Raw genomic sequence first — 16,445 nt, forward strand, 5'->3', positions numbered from 1 at the left:
CCGAGTTCGAGTCCCCGGCCGCCGAGCCGGCGGACGTGCACGCCCGCGTGCGTGAGGCCGCCGCTGCTCGCGATCTCGACATCGAGATCCGCGAGCGGCCGGCGGCCCGCAGTCTTTTCGAGGCGGCCGAGCTCCTCGGCATCCCTCCGGAGGGCATCGTGAAGACCCTCGTGGTCAAGCGCTCCGACGACACGTACCTGTTCGCGCTGGTGCCGGGCGGGCGCTCGATCTCCTGGGCCAAGCTGCGGGCCGTCGTCGGCGTGAACAAGCTTCGGCTCCCAGAAGCCGAACTCGCGCTCGCCGCCACCGGCTACGAGCGCGGCACGATCGTGCCGATCGGCAGCACCACCGACTGGCCGGTGTACGCCGACGAGACGATCGTCGGTCAGCGCATCGCGATGGGCGCCGGCACCCACGGCTACAGCCTCTTCGTCGACGCCGACGACCTCATCGCCGCGTACGGTGCGACGGTCGCCGACATCTCCGTCCCCGAGGAGCCCCGCGGCTGAGCCTGCGCGTCAGAGGAGGCCGGCCATCCGCAGCGAGATGTCGACGAGCTTGACCCGCTGCAGGTCGGCGATCGCCTTCACCGGGAACCACTCCGCCATGTCGGTCGACCCGTCGGTCTCGTACTGGAGGCGCCCGCCCGAGATGGTCGCGCGGTAGACGATGCGCAGAGTGTGCAGCGGCTGACCCGAGTTCTGGACGCGCTGCGACGCGGGGATGACGCGCGAGTGGATGCCGAGCAGCTCTCCCACCTTCACGGTGTAGCCGGTCTCCTCACGCAGTTCGCGCCGCACGGCCGCCTCCGGAGCCTCGCCCGGCTCGAGACCGCCGCCGGGCATGGTCCATGCGACGCGGCGGCCCTCGATCCAGCGCGCCAGCAGCACCCGCCCGTCGTCATCGGTGACGACTGCGTATGCCGCGACACGCATGTCCATGCGTCCCACCCTAACCGTCGGGGAATGGACCGCGGCCGGTTGTGTCGTCGATGATCGATCACGAATCGAGAAGCGGCGTGCGCGCGGGCCTTCGTAGGGTGAGGTCATCACGAACCACCCCCGCATCACCAGTCAGAGAGGAGCCGATGATGGTCGAGAAGGACACGGGTTTCAGCGCGGAGGAGCGCGAGGCCATGAAGGCGGCTGCGGCCGACAAACGCAAGGCACGCTCGCGGGCGAAGAAGTCCCCGGAGGAGGTCAGGGCCGAGGGCGAGGCCGATCTGAAGGCGGCGATCGAGAAGCTCAGCGAGGAGGATCGGGCGATCGCCGAGGGGCTGCACGCACTCGTGTCGGAGGCGGCACCAGAGCTGATCCCTCGCACGTACTACGGCATGCCGGCGTGGGCGAAGGACGGCAAGGTGCTGTGCTTCTTCCAGCCGGCGAGCAAGTTCAAGACGCGGTACGGCACCTTCGGGTTCGAGCAGCCCGCCAATCTCGACGAAGGAACCCTGTGGCCGACCGCGTACGCCGTGCTCGAGCTGGATGACGCGAATCGGCAGTTCCTCGCGGAGCGCGTGCGCACAGCGGTGAGCTGAGCCGGGGCCGGAACGGCGACACGGTGCTATATACCGCCTGATTCTTGGACGAGGTCCGCGAGTTCGGTATCTCTGAGGGGGTGAAAGCCCCCACCAGAATCGGAATCGCATCTCTCGCCGTCGCCGTGGTCACCGCCTCCGGCCTGCTCACCGCTCCCGCTCCGTCCGCCTCTGCCCACGGATACGTCGGAGGCGGGGCCTCTTCGGTGATCTCCCGCGCCGCCTGGTCGGCGAACACCGACCGCGGCAGCGTCGCGTTCGAACCGCAGAGCCTCGAGGCGCCGAAGGGCTTCCCGACGGGCGGCCCGGCCGACGGGCAGCTCGCGTCGGCCGGGGGCCTCTTCGACGGCGCGCTCGACGAGCAGTCGGCCACCCGGTGGGCGAAGAACGTCGTGCAGGCCGGACCGGTACAGGTCTCGTGGACGCTCCCGGCGGCCCACCGCACCGCGCAGTGGCGCTACTTCATCACGAAGCAGGGCTGGAATCCCGACGCACCCCTCGATCGCGGCGACTTCGAACCGCTCGCGACGTTCGACGGGCGCGCGGAGATCCCCGGCGTGCCGACGACCCACACCCTCACCATCCCGTCCGACCACATCGGCTACCACGTGATCTACGCGGTGTGGGACATCGCCGACACCACCAACGCCTTCTACAACACCATCGACATCGACGTTCGGGCGGGTGGCGCGGTCATCACGCCGCCCACGACGCCCGTCACGCCGCCCGTCACGCCCACGACACCGCCGACGCGGCCCACCCCGCCGACGCCGACCAGTCCGCCGACCCCGGCGACGCCGGCACCGTCCGACGACATCGCCGCGTGGAGTCCGACCGGTTCCTATACCCGGGGTGATCTGCGCCGGCACGAGGGCGTCACCTACCGAGCCGTGCAGACGCACCGCGCGTGGGGAGATCCCTCATGGATCACGGCCCTGTCGCTGTGGGAGCCGCTGACGCACAGTCATTGACCTGCATCCGCCTGCTTCGACGTCGCCCTTCCGGCTCCGGGAGGGCGACGTCCGTTCCCCGACGAGCCGCGGGACACTAGCGTGGATGCCGTGAGCACAACGCCCTTCCCCGCATCCGTGTACGCCGCCCGCCTCGACCGCGCGTCCGCTCTCGCCGCCGGCGCCGGCCTGGACGCGATCATCGTCGGTCCTGGTCCCGACCTGCAGTACCTCGTGGGCGTGGAGGGCGACACGATCGAGCGTCTGACCGCCCTCGTGCTCGGACCGGGCATCGCGCCGACGGTCGTCGTCCCGCGCATGGAGCTCGCGAAGGTGCGCAGCACCGCCGTCGGCGAGCTCGGCCTCGCCGTCTCCGACTGGGTCGACGGAGACGATGCGCACGCGCTCGTCGCCGGCGTGATCACCGCCGCCACCCGCGTCGGGGTATCGGACGCGCTGCCCGCTCTGCACGTCATTCCGCTCGCCGACCGCCTCGGTCTGCGCCTCGAGCTCGCGACACCCGTGCTTCGTGAAGGACGCATGATCAAGGATGCCGACGAGATCGCCGAGTTGCGCCGCGCCGGTAACGCGATCGACGCCGTGCACCGCCGGGTTCCGGAGTGGCTGCGCGCCGGTCGCACCGAGCGGGAGGTCGCCGCCGACATCGCCGAAGCCATCGTCGCGGAGGGCCACCGGACGGTCGAGTTCGTGATCGTCGGATCGGGCCCGAACGGCGCCGACCCGCACCACGAGGTGTCCGACCGGGTGATCGAGGACGGCGACGTCGTCGTGGTCGACATCGGGGGAGCGGTACCCAGCGGCTACAACTCCGACAGCACCCGCACCTATGTGGTCGGCACACCCGACCCCGCGGCGGCCGAGCGCATCGCGGTGCTCGAGCGGGCGCAGCAGGCCGCCGTCGACGCCGTGCGGCCCGGCGTCACGGCTGAGCAGGTGGATGCCGCGGCGAGGACCGTGCTGACCGAAGCCGGTCTCGGCGACGCGTTCCTGCACCGCACCGGTCATGGCATCGGCGTCTCGGTGCACGAGGAACCGTACATCGCGCCGGGCAACGACCTGGTGCTGCGCGAGGGCATGGCGTTCAGCATCGAGCCGGGCATCTACTTCGCAGGGGAGTGGGGCTCGCGCATCGAGGACATCGTGGTGGTGACCGCAGACGGATGCGAGCGGCTGAACGTGGCACCGCACGGTCTCACCGCCGTCTGACGCGGCGCGCAGCCGCGGCATCCCGTCTCGTCACCGCATCCGTTCGGAAGGAGATCTGCGCTTCGGAAGGAGGAATCCGTGCGATTCCTCCTTCCGAAGCGGATCTCTCCTCCCGAACGGTCGCGGTGGGTCAGACCTCCGAGCGGCGGCGCCGGACGAACAGCACGCCGCCCGTGGCGAGCAACCCGAGCATCAGCACGATCAGCGCGATGGGCACCGCGCCTCCCGTACCGGCCAGGCCGTCGCCCGTCGACGCCGCGGCAGTGACCGTGAGCGCACCCTGCGCGCTGAGCCCGGATGCCGTGGCCTCGGCGACCAGCGTGTGCTGCCCGACCGGGGTGTTCGCCGGGATTGTCACCGTCGTGCGGAACGCACCCGACCCGTCGGCCGTGACCTCGGCGAGGCGCACCGGCTCCGAGAAGAGCGTGATCGTGATGAGCTCGCCGGCGGCGAAGCCGCGTCCCGCGAGCTCGACCGTGCCGCCCTGCACCACCCGGAGCTGGCCGATCACGAGCTCCGCCTGCAGCACCGGGGCGCTGCGGACCTCGATCGTCAGCGGGGCCGAGGTCGACGGGCGGAACGCGGTGTCATCCGACGGGACGAACCGGGCCGTGTAGGTGTGCTGACCGGAGGTCGCGATCGTGACGTCCGCCGTCGCGACTCCCGCCGAGACGCCTGCCGCGCCGACCACGACGTCGCCCTCGAGGAACTCGACCTGACCCGCCGCACCGGCGGGCTTCACCGTGGCGATCAACGGCACGGATTCTCCGGCGACGGGGTCGTCGGATCCGGCCTTCAGCGACACCGAGGTGTTCTTCGGAGCCGTCGGGTCGCCGACGACGAGGAGCGATGCCCGCGCCTCGACCTTCGAGACGTCGCCGAGCGCGACCACCGGGTGGTCTCCGTCGACGGCTCCGCTCGGCACCGTGATCGATCCGCTGATCGATCCGTCCTGCTCGGCCTGCACGATGACCGGCTGCTCGTCGTCGATGCGCAGCGCGACGTTCTCGCCCGGCGCGAAGCCGGTTCCGGTGATCGTGACCGTGTCGCCAGGTGCCGCCTGCTGCGGAGCCTGGATCTCGGGCTCGTACACGGGCATGGGGTCCGCGACGACGATGGTCAGCTGCGTCGCCGCCGACTTCACGCCGTCGTCGACCGTGACCGTCACGGTGTAGCTGCCGGCCTTCGCGTAGGTGTGCGTGCCCTGCACCGCACCATCGGCCACGTCGACCGCGGAGACGGCGGCGCCGTCACCCCAGTTGACCACCGCTGACGTCTCGCCGAGACCGCCGGTGACGGTCGCCAGCGTGGCGTCGAACTCCTCGCCCGTGACCTGCTCGTCGACCGTACCGGCCGTGACCGACAGTTCGGCGGCGGCGGCGCGGTCGCCGTCCGACGCGATCGCGAACACGTGCACGCGTCCGTCGTTCAGTGAACCGGACTCCTTCGGCATCGTGAGCGACTCGACCACCTTCGGCGCACCGTTCCCGTCGACCGCGAGGGCGATCGGGGCGGTGGCGTAGATCGCCGTGTTCTTCACACTCGACTCTGCTCCGGTTCCCGAGAGGCGACCCTCGGAGATCGTGAGCACGGTGTTGCCCTTGTAGGGGTTGCCGGATGCACCGACCCAGTCGCCGAAGCTGATGGTGACGGTCTGGGTGCTGCCGTCGGTGAAGTGCAGCACGGCGTCCGAGTCGCGGTTGCTCTCGGTGGCGGTGCCGATGAACGCGATCTGCGTGGCACCGGTGCCCAGCGACAGCTTCACCGTCTGACCCTCGCCCGTGATGTTGTCCGGCGCACCGGCCGGGACGGCGGGCAGGTCGTACGTCAGCGTCGTGCCCGGCACGGTCAGGGTCTCGCCCTGTACGAAGCCGTCGGCGTTGAGCTTGTCGCGGAAGTAGCCGTGGCCCTGCGAGTCGCAGTTGGCGGCGGTGACCCCGAGGTCGCCGATGCAGACGTTGTTGAAGCCGCCGATGAGGGTCTCGTCGCGGAACACCTCGATCGACGCGGTGGCCTGGGCCGCCGCGCCCGAGGAGTCGCGCACGGTGATGACGGGCGAGTACGTGCCCGGCGCCGTGAACGTGTGCGGCGCGCTGACCTTCCAGCCGCCGAGCTCGTCGCGGGTGAGGGTCACGTCGCCGACTTCCTCGCCGTCGCCGTAGTCCACGGTGACGTCGTAGCCCGACGCCTCGGTCTCAGTGCCGACGATCGTCGCGAGCGACCCCGAGAACTCGGTGCCCACGGCGACGCGCTGCGGAGCGCCCGCGGCGATCGACAGACCGTCGGCGGCGGATGCCGAGGCGAACAGCTCGACCTCCGACAGTGCCAGCGGGGAACCGCCGCTCTTCACAGTGAGCTTGACGCTCGTGTATCCCCCTGCGGTCTGCGTCGTGAACGGTCGGGTCTGCGAGTCCCACGTGAAGGTCTGGCCCTCACGGCTGTCGAGTTCGGTCCACGTCGTGCCGTCGAGCGAACCGGAGAGCGTCCAGCTCGCGGGAGCGGCCGCCTTCGACGCGCTGGTCAGCGTGTACTGGCCGATAGAGACAGGGCCCGACTGCGACGTCCACACCAGCTCGGCCGAGTCGCCCGGGAAGGTGACGGTCGAGTTCATGTTGTCGTCGACGAGCGAGCCGACGGGCGTGCCGTCCGCCGCGGCGAGCGCACCGCGTCCCGTCTTGGTGGCGTCGACGAGCGTGGTCGGCACCTCGAGCTTCTCGGTGAGGTCCTTGGCACCCCACGCCTGCGGCGTCGTGCTCATCGTGAAGTCGAGGGTCCCTCCGGCGCGCAGCAGGTCGCCGTCGAACGTCGTCTCGGTGATCGGCTGCCCGTTGAGGCTGACACCACCCACGTAATCGGCGCCCGCCGATGCCCCCGGTGCATTCACGACGAGGTCGCTGCCACCGATCGACAGCGTCGCGCTGTCGAAGAGGGGGGTGCCGATCGTGTAGTCGCCGGAGCCCACCTCGAGCGGGTAGAAGCCGAGCGCCGAGAAGACGTACCAGGCCGAGAACTCGCCGTTGTCCTCATCGCCCGGGTAGCCCTGGCCGATGTCGGAGCCGACGAAGAGGCGGTCCTGGATGTCGCGGATCAGCTCCTGCGCCCCCGACGGGTCGCCGGCCTCGGCGAGCACGTACGGGATGTGGTGGGCGATCTGGTTCGACATGCCCAGCATCCCGAGCCGGACGTCGCGTGCTTCGCGCGCCTCGTGGATGCCGGAGTAGTCGGCCTTCTCACGGGTGGTGAGGAAGTCGTGCATGACGTCGAGCAGACCCTGGCGGCCGCCGTAGAGGGCGGCGAGTCCGTCCACATCGTGCGGGGCGTGGAAGCCGAACGTCCAGGCACTGGCCTCGGTGAACGCACCGCCCCACGCCTTCTTGTCGAACTCGGCACCCGAGGTCCACGAGCCGTCGGCGTTCCGCGAGGTGAAGGTGCCCGCCTCGGGGTTGAACATCTCGACGTAGTGCTCGGCGCGGGCCTCGAAGTAGGTGGCCTCCTCCTTCAGCTGCTCGACGCGGCCGGCCGGGGTCGCCGGGTCCTCCGACAGCTTCTTCGCCATCTCGGCGATGCCGAAGTCGTTGATGTAGCCCTCGAGACCCCACGATGCGCTCTCGTGCGTCGTCGCCTCGGTGTAGCCGAGGAAGATCGACTGAGCGAGGCCCTTCCGTCCGACGGCGTTGGACGCCGGCAGCACGGTGGCGTTCTTCACGGCGGCGTCGTAAGCCTCGAGTGCGGTGTCGGTGTCGAGCGCACCCGCGAGGTAGGCATCGGCGAACGCGACGTCGGAGCTCGTGCCGGTCATGAGGTCGGCGTAGCCGGGGGACGACCACCGGGCGACCCATCCGCCGTCGCGGTACTGCTGCACGAAGCCGTCGACGAGCTCCTCGGTCACGTCGGGGTAGAGCAGCGAGTAGAGCGGCCAGGCGGTGCGGTACGTGTCCCAGAAGCCGTTGTTGACGTAGATCTTGCCGTCGACGATCTTCGCGTTCGTGCGGGTGTCGCTGGCGCTGCCGCTCGTCGCGGACACCGGGCTGGCGTACTGGTAGACGGGGTCGGCCTTCGACCCGGTGTTCTCGAACTGCGAGTTCGGGTACAGGTTCAGGCGGTACAGGCTCGAGTACAGCGTCACGAGCTGGGTGTCGGTGGCGCCCTTCACGTCGTGGATCACGCCGAGCCGGTCGTTCCAGGCGTCGCGCACGGCGGCGTGCGCGTCTTCGAACGAGACGCCCTGCAGCTCGAACTCGTGGTTCTTCTTCGCCTGGTCCTGCGAGATGAACGACGACGACAGGCGCAGCTCGACCGTCTTGTCGCCGCTCGTGTCGAAGGCGGCGTAGCGGGCCGTGCCGTTGCGGTCGCCCTGAGTGGTCGCACCGGCGGTGAGCGGCGCCTTGTCGAAGGTGCCGTACACGAACATGCGCGTGCGTCCCGGCCAGCCGGATCCGCCGTCGACCCAGCCGGAGACGGTGTCGCCGTCGATCTGGAGCTTCGAGGAGTCCACGAGCTGGTCGATGAGCACGGAGCTCGTGTCGCCGGTGAACTCGAAGCGGTAGATCGCACCGTGGTCGGTGGCGGTCACGGACGTCTGGATGCCGTTGTCGAACTCGACGCTGTAGATGTCGGGCCGCGCGGTCTCGTTCTCGTGGTGGAACGCGAGCTTGCGGTCGTTGAGCGACGAGGTGGGGTTGCCGTTCGCGGTGGGGAGCACGGCGATCTGGTTGCGGTCGCCCATCCAGATGCTCGGCTGGTGCGAGAAGCCGATGCCGTTGAGGGCCGGGAGGTTCTGCGCGTTGTTGGCCCGCTGGTACTGGTAGATCGTGCCGACGTTGTCGGCGTTGGTCATCGGGGTGATGAAGTTGAAGCCGTTCGGCCATGCGGTCGCCGGCAGGTTGTTGCCGCGCGAGAAGCCGCCGGTCGAGTTGGTGCCCCGGCGCGTGTCGACGTACGACACGAGACCGTCCGAGGTGTCGAGCTGTGCGGCAGCTCCGATGCTCACGTCGTCGAGCCAGCCGCTGAAGGCGGTCGCGCCGGTGGGCACCTCCACGCCCTTCACGTCGGTGCCGGGGTGGTCGTAGCGGAAGAGGATGTCGTCGATCGTCCGGCCCGCGAACTGTCCGAGATCGATCGTGACCTTGTTCCACTGGTTCGGCCAGAGCACGTTGGCCTGACCCTGGGCGCGCGCGTTCGCAGCGTATCCGTAGGAGTCGGTGGCGTCGCCGGCGGACAGCGTCGATCCGTCGTCGAACGTCAGGTCGACCGCCACGAACGTCGCGGCGTAGGTCTGCTCGCCGTCGAGCACGGGGAAGACGAGGTACGAGAGCTCACTGTCATCGGCCACGTCGATCGCGACGTCGTCGTAGAGCACGCTCGTTGAGGAGGCGGGCCCCGCGTCGAGGTGGCGGCCGACGTACTGCAGTGCCTTGGTTCCGGTGAAGCCGACGCCGGTCTTGGCGGTGTCGGAACTGGTCGGGCCGCTGCCGACCTGCAGCAGGAGGTCGCCCGGTGCGGGGGTCGCGCCGTCGACGGCGATCGGCTCCCACCCGGCGAGCTGCACGATGCCGGTGGTCGGCGTGCGTGTGGCGAGCACGTCGAGGCGGTAGTAGAGGTACGGCTCGCTGGGCGTCGCGAGGTCGAACGTGCGTGTCTCGCCGCGAGCGGAGAACTGCTCGCCGGTGCGCTCGTCGACCGTCACCCAGTCGGTGCCGTTCTGCGAGCCGAGCACGCGGAAGTCGCGAGGGTCGCGCTCGGGGGCGTCGTTGCCCGACGTCAGGGTGTAGCGCACCATCGGCTGCGGGGTGGTCAGCTCGTACTGCGCCCAGGCCGCGCGCTGGAAGGCCAACCACTTCGACGAGGCGTTGCCGTCGGCGAGGAACGACGCGACCTCGTTCGGCGCGTTCTCGGCGGATGCCGTCACCGCGGCCACGTCACCGAGGACGCTGCCCGGGGCGAAGCGGCTGCCTGTCACGTTGACGGGCTGACCCGTGCCGCTCAGCACGGGGGCCGCGTCGCCGGACTCGAACGACGAGGCGAAGGTCGTCTCTCCGGCCGCCGAGGCCGCCGTCGGCGTCAGCATGCCGAGCCCGACGGCGACGGCGACTCCGGCCGCCGCCCAGGATCGTCTGGCGGATCGGTGGTTCCTCGGGCTGGGGACCCTCATGGTTGCTCCTCTAACTCCACTACGGTGTGTCGCTGATGGGGTCCTCACCGACTTCGACGCCGGGATGACCGGTATATGACATCGCTGTCATACGCTGGACGCTATCACAGCGATCGCGACCGGCGGAAGAGCTCGGTTCCGATCGGCAGCCGCCATAATGAGCTATCCGCGTTCGCGGCCGACAAGGGGATGCATGACTCGCACAGAGACCGGCGCGACACCGCGCCCGACGCTGGCCCAGGTCGCCGAACGCGCGGGGGTCAGTCTCAAGACGGCGTCCCGGGCGCTCGGGGGAGAGTCGTACGTGAGCGAGAAGACGCTCGCGAGCGTCCTGTCGGCTGCGGCGGAGCTCGACTACCAGCGCAACGCGGCGGCGAGCCTCCTCGCGAGCGGACGCCTGGCGGCATCCATCGGTCTCATCACCGGCGACTTCACGAACCCGTTCTATTCCGCGCTCGCGCAGGCCGTCGAAGACGAGATCCGCCCCCGCGGCATGCACCTCTCGGTCGCGAACTCGCGCGAGTCGGCCGAGCAGGAGCAGCGCGTCGCCCGCGACCTCGCCGACCGCCAGACGACGGCCGTGATCACCGTCTCGGCGATGACCGATCACAGCGAGTATGCGCAGCTGCAGGCTCGCGGCATCCCCGTCGTGTTCGTCGACCGCCCGGCCGAGAACCTCGCCGCCGACTCGGTCGTCTTCGACAACCGAGAGGGAGGGCGGCTGGCCGCACAGCACCTGCTGGATGCCGGGCACCGCCGCATCGCCTTCATCGGCGACTACGCGTGGCTCCCCACGTACCGCGAACGCCTCGCGGGCATGGGCGACGTGCTCGACCCCGCCGACGCCGATTGGCGCCGGCTCCTCCGCACCGACGCGCACGACGCGGCATCCTCCCGCGCGTGTATGCGCGAGCTGCTCGCGCTCGACGAGCCGCCGACCGCCGTCGTGGCCGGCAACAACCGCATCCTGCTCGGTGTCATGGAAGCCGTCGCCGGGCTCCCCGACCGGCCGGCCGTCATCGGCTTCGACGAGCCGGAGTGGGCGCGCGTGCTGGGCGTGAGCGTCGTCTCGGGCGACATCGAGGCGCTGGGACGACAGGCCGCCCGACTCGCCGTCGCCCGTCTGAGCGACCGGACGCGTCCCTACGAGAGCGTCACGGTTCCGATGCGGCTCGTCGCTCGAGCCTCGACCGGTTCCTGACCGCGGCGCCGGGCAGGATGCCCCCGGCGTCAAGACCATTTCGCCGACCTCTTCTTCGCGCGAGACTGACGTCATGGCCAAGGGAAGAGACACCGCCGACGGCCCGGAGCGCACGGCCGACGGCCACCACGTCGTGATCGACGGACGCCGCTGGCGGGCCACCGACCCGAGCATTCCCGACACCTTCCGGCAGGAGCTCGTCGACGAGCTGATGTCCGCTCGCCGAGCGGTGAAGGCATCCGAGCCGGACGCACGCCGACGGGTGAACGACGCGAAGACCGCCCTCGGCGAGCGCGGCACCCCGTGGTGGGAGGAGCGCTCCGGCGAGGGCTTCGACGAGCGGATCGCCGCCGCCATCCGGACTCTCGTCCGCAAGCGAGCCGAATCCTCGATCTGCCCGAGCGATGTCGCGCGCACGGTCGGCGGAGAGGCGTGGCGGGGGCTCATGCCCGCCGTGCGACGGGTCGCCGCGGAACTCGTCGACGACGACCAGGTCGTCGTGACGCAGAAGGGGTCGGCCGTCAGCATCCGCGACGCACGGGGACCCGTGCGGATCGTGAGAGGTCCGTCGCTCTGACGTCACGCGGCCATATCGCGCGGCCGCAGGGAGCGGGCGAGCATATTCCCCACGAGACGGCAGCGTCAATGCCCTGCGGCACGGCTTCAGCTGATCGATAGCCTCAGGTACCCCATCGCACCGTTACGGAGGACATCATGAGTGACACCGCGCGCGTCGAGCGCTATGCAGGAACCCCCATCCAGAAGACCGCCCTCATCGTGGGCATCGTCTTCCTCCTCGTCGGCATCGCCGGCTTCATCCCCGGGCTCACGCACTCCGCGGAGCACCTGCACGGTGCAGGAGCCGGCTCCGAGGCGCATCTGCTCGGTCTCTTCCAGGTCTCGGTGCTGCACAACTTCGTGCACCTCGCCTTCGCGGTCGCCGGCATCGCGCTGGCCGCGCGGGCGCGCGCGGCACGTCTGTACCTGATCGTCGGCGGTGCCGCGTACCTCGTCGTCTGGATCTACGGTCTCATCGCCGTCGGCAACGACCAGCTGAACTTCATCCCCGTGAACAACGCCGACAACTGGCTGCACCTCGTTCTCGGCATCGGCATGATCCTGCTCGGCGTGTTCGTCTCGCGCGCACCGCGCGTTCCGGGCAACGACGGGCGCGCAGCGCGCGCCTGAATCACCGCCCATCCGGCGGGAACCAGAGCCGGGGTCAGCTGCGACCTACGCGACGAGCGTGAGCCACGGCGGCCCCGGCTCCGTCGTGCCACGGCTCGCCGTGCCCGGGAAGCAGTGTGCGCGCCGACGAGGCCAGCAGGGCGTCGAGGTCGCTCAGGGCTCGGCCGCTGTCGGCGGTCGCTGCTCCGGCGACGATCCGAGGGCCCGTTCCGCCCGTGTACGGGTCGAGGGTCACGATCGCGTCGCCGGTCATCAGCACGTCGAGGTCTTCGAACCAGAATCCGCAGTGCCCGTCGGTGTGCCCGGGACTCCAGAGCGCGACAGGCCGACCCGGTGCCTCCACGGCCGTCGCGTGGTGCACGGTCGGTGCCGCCTCGATGCCGCGCACGCCCAGTGCCCCCTTCGCGGTCATGGCCAGCAGCGTCGGCACGGCCTTCGGGTAGCGGAACGGGTAGGTGATCCGCGCGCGTTCATGGGCATATCGATACGGATGCCGCGCCAGACGCTGATCCCGCGGATGGACATGCACCGGAGTGCGGCGCTCCGAGACCAGGCGATGCGCCATCCCGACGTGGTCGAAGTGCGCGTGGGTGAGGATGAGCGCGTCGATGTCACCTCGATGCGCCCCGAGATGAGCCAGGAGATCGTCGAGCAGCGGAAGCGTGCCGGGTAAGCCGGCGTCGACGAGGGTCATCCCCTCGGCCGTGACGACGAGATAGCAGTTCACGTTCGCGGTCTCGAGGCGGTACACGCCGTCGACGACCTCGGTCCACCGGGTTCGGATGCTCATCGCCCCACGGTGGGCCTGCCGCGTCTGGGACGCAGGAGCCTTGCCGGATGCCGTTCGCGGTGGTAGCGGTTCGGTCAGAGCAGGTCGTAATACCCGCCGAACGGCGAGTCGATGTCTCCGGTGTCGCGCGCGTCGAAGGGCACGGTCGCCTCGGTGATGGTCACGTGACTGCGCGGGGTGATCAGCACGCTGAGCTTGCGGTTGCCCACGACGATGAGGTCGACGAAAGTGCCCGAGGTGCCCATCGCGGCCTCGATACGGTGCTTCAGATCCGTCAGGTCCTGATCCTGAGCGAGCAGGAAGCCCCGCCCGTCGAAGGTCACCTCGATCTGCACCATCGTCTGCACAGTCTCGACGTTAGTCATGAAAGCACGGTACGCCGCATCGACGATCGACAAAAGGGGGCTTGCAATCTTGGCTCTGGAGTGCCAGACGATCACCGAGTTCCATTCCTGTGAATCTCATGAATCCCAGGTCAGAGTTGTTAACAGCTTCATCCACAGCTGTGGATGAATCGACCGTTCTCGGGCTGATCGCTCACACCAGGGAGGACGCCGAGCGGAGCTCCTGCTCGCGCAGTGCGCGCTCAACCGCCTCGACATCGCGCACCGCGCCTCGATCGGCCGAGGTCGCCATCGTGGCGTAGGAGCGTAGGGCCAGCGACACCGCGCGCTGGCGATCACGCGGGCGATAGCCGCCGTCCTCCAGCAATGCCGCGCGACGACGCTCGAGCTCCGCCTCGTCGACCTGCAGCGTCAGGTCCCGCGTCGGGATGTCGATCGAGATGATGTCGCCGTCCTCGACCAGCGCGATCACACCGCCCGACGCCGCCTCGGGGGAGACGTGGCCGATCGAGAGCCCCGACGTGCCGCCCGAGAAGCGGCCGTCGGTGATGAGCGCGCACACCTTGCCGAGCCCACGCCCCTTGAGGAAGGAGGTCGGGTGCAGCATCTCCTGCATGCCGGGTCCGCCCTTCGGGCCTTCATAGCGGATCACGACGACGTCGCCGGGCTGCACCTTCTTGCCGAGGATCTTCGCGACGGCCTCCTCCTGCGACTCGCACACGACCGCGGGCCCGGAGAAGACGAGGATGGAGGGATCGACCCCCGCCGTCTTCACCACCGCGCCGTCGACGGCGATGTTGCCGCGGAGCACCGCGAGGCCGCCGTCGGCAGAGTAGGCGTGCTCGGTGTCACGGATGCAGCCGTTCTCGGCATCCGTGTCGAGCTCCAGCCACCGCTCCGACTGCGAGAACGCGCTCGACGACCGCACGCCACCGGGGGCGGCGTACCAGAGGTCCTTCGCCTCATCGGAAACCGAGCCGCCGCGGATGTCCCAGTCCGCGAGCCACGACTCGAGAGAAGGTGAGTGGATCGATGACACGTCGTCGTTCAGCGCACCAGCGCGACGCAGCTCGCCGAGGATGCGAGGGATGCCGCCGGCGCGGTGCACATCCTCCATGTAGTACATGCGGCCGTACGCGGGGTTGGGGGCGATCTTCGCGAGGCAGGGAACACGACGCGAGACGGCGTCGATCTCGTCGAGGCCGAACGCGACGCCCGCCTCGTGCGCGGCAGCCAGCAGATGCAGGATCGTGTTGGTCGAGCCGCCCATCGCGATGTCGAGCGCCATGGCGTTCTCGAAGGCGTTGTAGCTCGCGACGGAGCGGGGAAGCACCGAGGCGTCGTCCTCGTCGTAGAACCGGCGGGTGATCTCGACGGCCACCTCGCCGGCCCGCTCGTACAGCGAACGCCGAGCGGTGTGGGTCGCGAGCACCGAGCCGTTGCCCGGCAGCGCGAGCCCCAGCGCCTCGACGAGGCAGTTCATCGAGTTCGCGGTGAACATGCCCGAGCACGACCCGCACGTCGGGCACGCATTCTCCTCGATGCGCTGGATGTCGGCATCCGACACCGTGTCGTTCGCGGCCTCTGAGATGGCGTCGACGAGGTCGAGGGTCCGCACGCTTCCGTCGACGAGCGTGGCGCGTCCCGACTCCATCGGGCCGCCGGACACGAAGACGGTCGGGATGTTCAGGCGCAGCGCGGCCATGAGCATGCCCGGGGTGATCTTGTCGCAGTTCGAGATGCACACGAGGGCGTCGGCCTGGTGTGCGTTGACCATGTACTCGACCGAGTCGGCGATGAGGTCGCGCGAGGGGAGCGAGTACAGCATCCCGCCGTGGCCCATCGCGATGCCGTCGTCGACAGCGATGGTGTTGAACTCGCGGGGGATGCCGCCCGCCGCGCTGATCGCCTCCGAGACGATGCGACCCACGGGCTGCAGGTGCGTGTGGCCGGGGACGAACTCGGTGAAGCTGTTCGCGACGGCGACCATCGGCTTGCCGAAGTCGGCGGCGTTCACGCCGGCTGCGCGGAAGAGGGCGCGGGCGCCGGCGGCGTTGCGGCCGTGCGTCACGGTGCGGGAGCGAAGGGGAGTGGGCATCCTCCCACCCTCGTGCGTCTCCGCGATTCGCGGAAGTCGCCGCTGACACTAGTAGTGAGAGCACTAGGTTTGTGAGGTGGCCACGGATGAGCAGCAGCGCAAGGAGCTCGGCGCGTTCCTGCGCGCCCGACGCGAGCAGCTCGACCGCACGGGCTACGGCCTGCCCCCGGCCGGCCGCGGCCGCACCATCGGGCTCCGCCGCGAGGAGATCTCCTTCCTCTCCGGCGTCAGCGTCACCTGGTACACCTGGCTCGAGCAGGGCCGCGACATCAATCCCTCGAGGCAGGTGCTGGATGCCGTCGCCACCACGCTGCACCTCACGGTCACCGAGCACGACTACGTGCTCACCCTCTCCGGCTTCGCACCGCAGCGACCGGGTGGCGGCGAAGCCGTCGAGACCGCGCCCGCGCACGTGCAGCGATTCCTCGACGCCCTCGACGAGCACCCCGCCTACGCACTCGCGCCCGACTGGGGGATCGCCGGGTGGAACGCCGCGTACGAGAAGCTCTACCCGAACGTCGCGAGCACCCCGCCGGAGCAGCGCAACCTGCTGCGGCTCATCTTCACCGACCCCGCCGTGCGGTCGCTGCTCGACGACTGGGACGACACCAGCCGACGGTTCCTCGCCGAGTTCCGGGCGGAGGCGGGCCCGCGGCTCGGCGACCCCCGGTACCGCGATCTCATCGGCAGGCTCGTGCAGGAGAGCGACGACTTCCGCGAACGGTGGGAGAGCCACGGCGTCGGCGGTTTCGTGTCGCGCGAGCGGGTGTTCCAGCATCCGACCCTCGGTCGCCTCGTCTTCGAGCACCACCAGCTGCGCCCGTCGGATCAGACCGACGTGCAGCTGGTCGTCTACACAGCGGATGCCGAGACGCGCCGCCGCTTCGCTGCATCCGCCTGACCGGAGAAACGAGAAGGCCCCGCACACGGCGGGGCCTTCTCGAACTGTCTCAACACAG

Annotated in this window: 13 protein-coding genes; 8 read left to right on the forward strand and 5 right to left on the reverse strand. The window is 69.8% G+C overall.

Going from position 1 to position 16,445, the window contains the following annotated elements:
* Nucleotides 1-80: 80 nt before the first annotated feature.
* The gene (locus RAC81_RS08400; RefSeq protein ID WP_375082054.1) at nucleotides 81-509 is read left to right on the forward strand and encodes an aminoacyl-tRNA deacylase; all 429 of its coding nucleotides are present in this window, start codon (nucleotides 81-83) and stop codon (nucleotides 507-509) included.
* Between the two features lie 9 nt (nucleotides 510-518).
* On the opposite strand, the gene RAC81_RS08405 is transcribed toward RAC81_RS08400, so the two are convergent.
* Nucleotides 519-941, reverse strand: coding sequence for an NUDIX hydrolase (locus tag RAC81_RS08405; protein WP_375081942.1), 423 nt, complete (start codon nucleotides 939-941; stop codon nucleotides 519-521).
* Nucleotides 942-1,090: 149 nt separating this feature from the next.
* On the opposite strand from RAC81_RS08405, the gene RAC81_RS08410 reads away from it, so the two are divergent.
* The 3 genes from RAC81_RS08410 to RAC81_RS08420 all read left to right on the forward strand — a co-directional run bounded on the left by RAC81_RS08410 (nucleotide 1,091) and on the right by RAC81_RS08420 (nucleotide 3,714).
* Nucleotides 1,091-1,537: an iron chaperone gene (locus tag RAC81_RS08410; RefSeq protein ID WP_375081943.1), complete on the forward strand. Its 447-nt coding sequence runs from the start codon at nucleotides 1,091-1,093 to the stop codon at nucleotides 1,535-1,537.
* 125 nt (nucleotides 1,538-1,662) lie between these two features.
* The gene (locus RAC81_RS08415) at nucleotides 1,663-2,508 is read left to right on the forward strand and encodes a lytic polysaccharide monooxygenase (protein ID WP_375081944.1); all 846 of its coding nucleotides are present in this window, start codon (nucleotides 1,663-1,665) and stop codon (nucleotides 2,506-2,508) included.
* 90 nt (nucleotides 2,509-2,598) lie between these two features.
* Nucleotides 2,599-3,714, forward strand: a complete 1,116-nt coding sequence (locus RAC81_RS08420; RefSeq protein WP_375081945.1) for a M24 family metallopeptidase — start codon at nucleotides 2,599-2,601, stop codon at nucleotides 3,712-3,714.
* A 130-nt stretch (nucleotides 3,715-3,844) separates the two neighbouring features.
* On the opposite strand, the gene RAC81_RS08425 is transcribed toward RAC81_RS08420, so the two are convergent.
* Entirely contained in the window at nucleotides 3,845-9,865 is a 6,021-nt protein-coding gene (locus tag RAC81_RS08425; protein WP_375081946.1) for a GH92 family glycosyl hydrolase, read from the reverse strand.
* Between the two features lie 193 nt (nucleotides 9,866-10,058).
* Here RAC81_RS08425 and RAC81_RS08430 point away from each other — a divergent pair, with 193 nt between their 5' ends.
* The 3 genes from RAC81_RS08430 to RAC81_RS08440 all read left to right on the forward strand — a co-directional run bounded on the left by RAC81_RS08430 (nucleotide 10,059) and on the right by RAC81_RS08440 (nucleotide 12,254).
* Nucleotides 10,059-11,066, forward strand: a complete 1,008-nt coding sequence (locus tag RAC81_RS08430; RefSeq protein ID WP_375081947.1) for a LacI family DNA-binding transcriptional regulator — start codon at nucleotides 10,059-10,061, stop codon at nucleotides 11,064-11,066.
* Between the two features lie 73 nt (nucleotides 11,067-11,139).
* A complete protein-coding gene (locus tag RAC81_RS08435; protein ID WP_375081948.1) occupies nucleotides 11,140-11,643 on the forward strand; it encodes a DUF3253 domain-containing protein in 504 nt (167 codons plus the stop codon).
* Between the two features lie 137 nt (nucleotides 11,644-11,780).
* The gene (locus tag RAC81_RS08440; protein ID WP_375081949.1) at nucleotides 11,781-12,254 is read left to right on the forward strand and encodes a DUF4383 domain-containing protein; all 474 of its coding nucleotides are present in this window, start codon (nucleotides 11,781-11,783) and stop codon (nucleotides 12,252-12,254) included.
* 34 nt (nucleotides 12,255-12,288) lie between these two features.
* On the opposite strand, the gene RAC81_RS08445 is transcribed toward RAC81_RS08440, so the two are convergent.
* The 3 genes from RAC81_RS08445 to ilvD form a co-directional block, all read right to left on the reverse strand.
* Complete coding sequence (locus RAC81_RS08445) at nucleotides 12,289-13,044, reverse strand: MBL fold metallo-hydrolase (protein ID WP_375081950.1); 756 nt, start codon at nucleotides 13,042-13,044, stop codon at nucleotides 12,289-12,291.
* 74 nt (nucleotides 13,045-13,118) lie between these two features.
* Nucleotides 13,119-13,409, reverse strand: a complete 291-nt coding sequence (locus RAC81_RS08450; protein WP_375081951.1) for a hypothetical protein — start codon at nucleotides 13,407-13,409, stop codon at nucleotides 13,119-13,121.
* Nucleotides 13,410-13,581: 172 nt separating this feature from the next.
* On the reverse strand, nucleotides 13,582-15,486 hold the full coding sequence (ilvD, locus tag RAC81_RS08455; RefSeq protein ID WP_375081952.1) for a dihydroxy-acid dehydratase: 1,905 nt from the start codon (nucleotides 15,484-15,486) through the stop codon (nucleotides 13,582-13,584).
* A gap of 76 nt (nucleotides 15,487-15,562) precedes the next feature.
* Between ilvD and RAC81_RS08460 the strand changes: the two genes are divergently transcribed.
* Nucleotides 15,563-16,387 (forward strand): helix-turn-helix transcriptional regulator, encoded by an 825-nt coding sequence (locus RAC81_RS08460; RefSeq protein WP_375081953.1) that lies wholly within the window; start codon nucleotides 15,563-15,565, stop codon nucleotides 16,385-16,387.
* The last annotated feature ends 58 nt before the right edge of the window (nucleotides 16,388-16,445 follow it).

Origin of the sequence: Microbacterium sp. CR_7 (assembly GCF_041954755.1) — a bacterium.
GTDB lineage: Bacteria > Actinomycetota > Actinomycetes > Actinomycetales > Microbacteriaceae > Microbacterium.

Coding starts and splice junctions, on each gene's coding strand:
- RAC81_RS08405 (WP_375081942.1), bottom strand. CDS start 941: ATGGACATGCGTGTCGCGGCATACGCAGTCGTCACCGATGACGACGGG.
- RAC81_RS08410 (WP_375081943.1), top strand. CDS start 1,091: ATGGTCGAGAAGGACACGGGTTTCAGCGCGGAGGAGCGCGAGGCCATG.
- RAC81_RS08425 (WP_375081946.1), bottom strand. CDS start 9,865: ATGAGGGTCCCCAGCCCGAGGAACCACCGATCCGCCAGACGATCCTGG.
- RAC81_RS08430 (WP_375081947.1), top strand. CDS start 10,059: ATGACTCGCACAGAGACCGGCGCGACACCGCGCCCGACGCTGGCCCAG.
- RAC81_RS08435 (WP_375081948.1), top strand. CDS start 11,140: ATGGCCAAGGGAAGAGACACCGCCGACGGCCCGGAGCGCACGGCCGAC.
- RAC81_RS08440 (WP_375081949.1), top strand. CDS start 11,781: ATGAGTGACACCGCGCGCGTCGAGCGCTATGCAGGAACCCCCATCCAG.
- RAC81_RS08445 (WP_375081950.1), bottom strand. CDS start 13,044: ATGAGCATCCGAACCCGGTGGACCGAGGTCGTCGACGGCGTGTACCGC.
- RAC81_RS08450 (WP_375081951.1), bottom strand. CDS start 13,409: ATGACTAACGTCGAGACTGTGCAGACGATGGTGCAGATCGAGGTGACC.
- ilvD (WP_375081952.1), bottom strand. CDS start 15,486: ATGCCCACTCCCCTTCGCTCCCGCACCGTGACGCACGGCCGCAACGCC.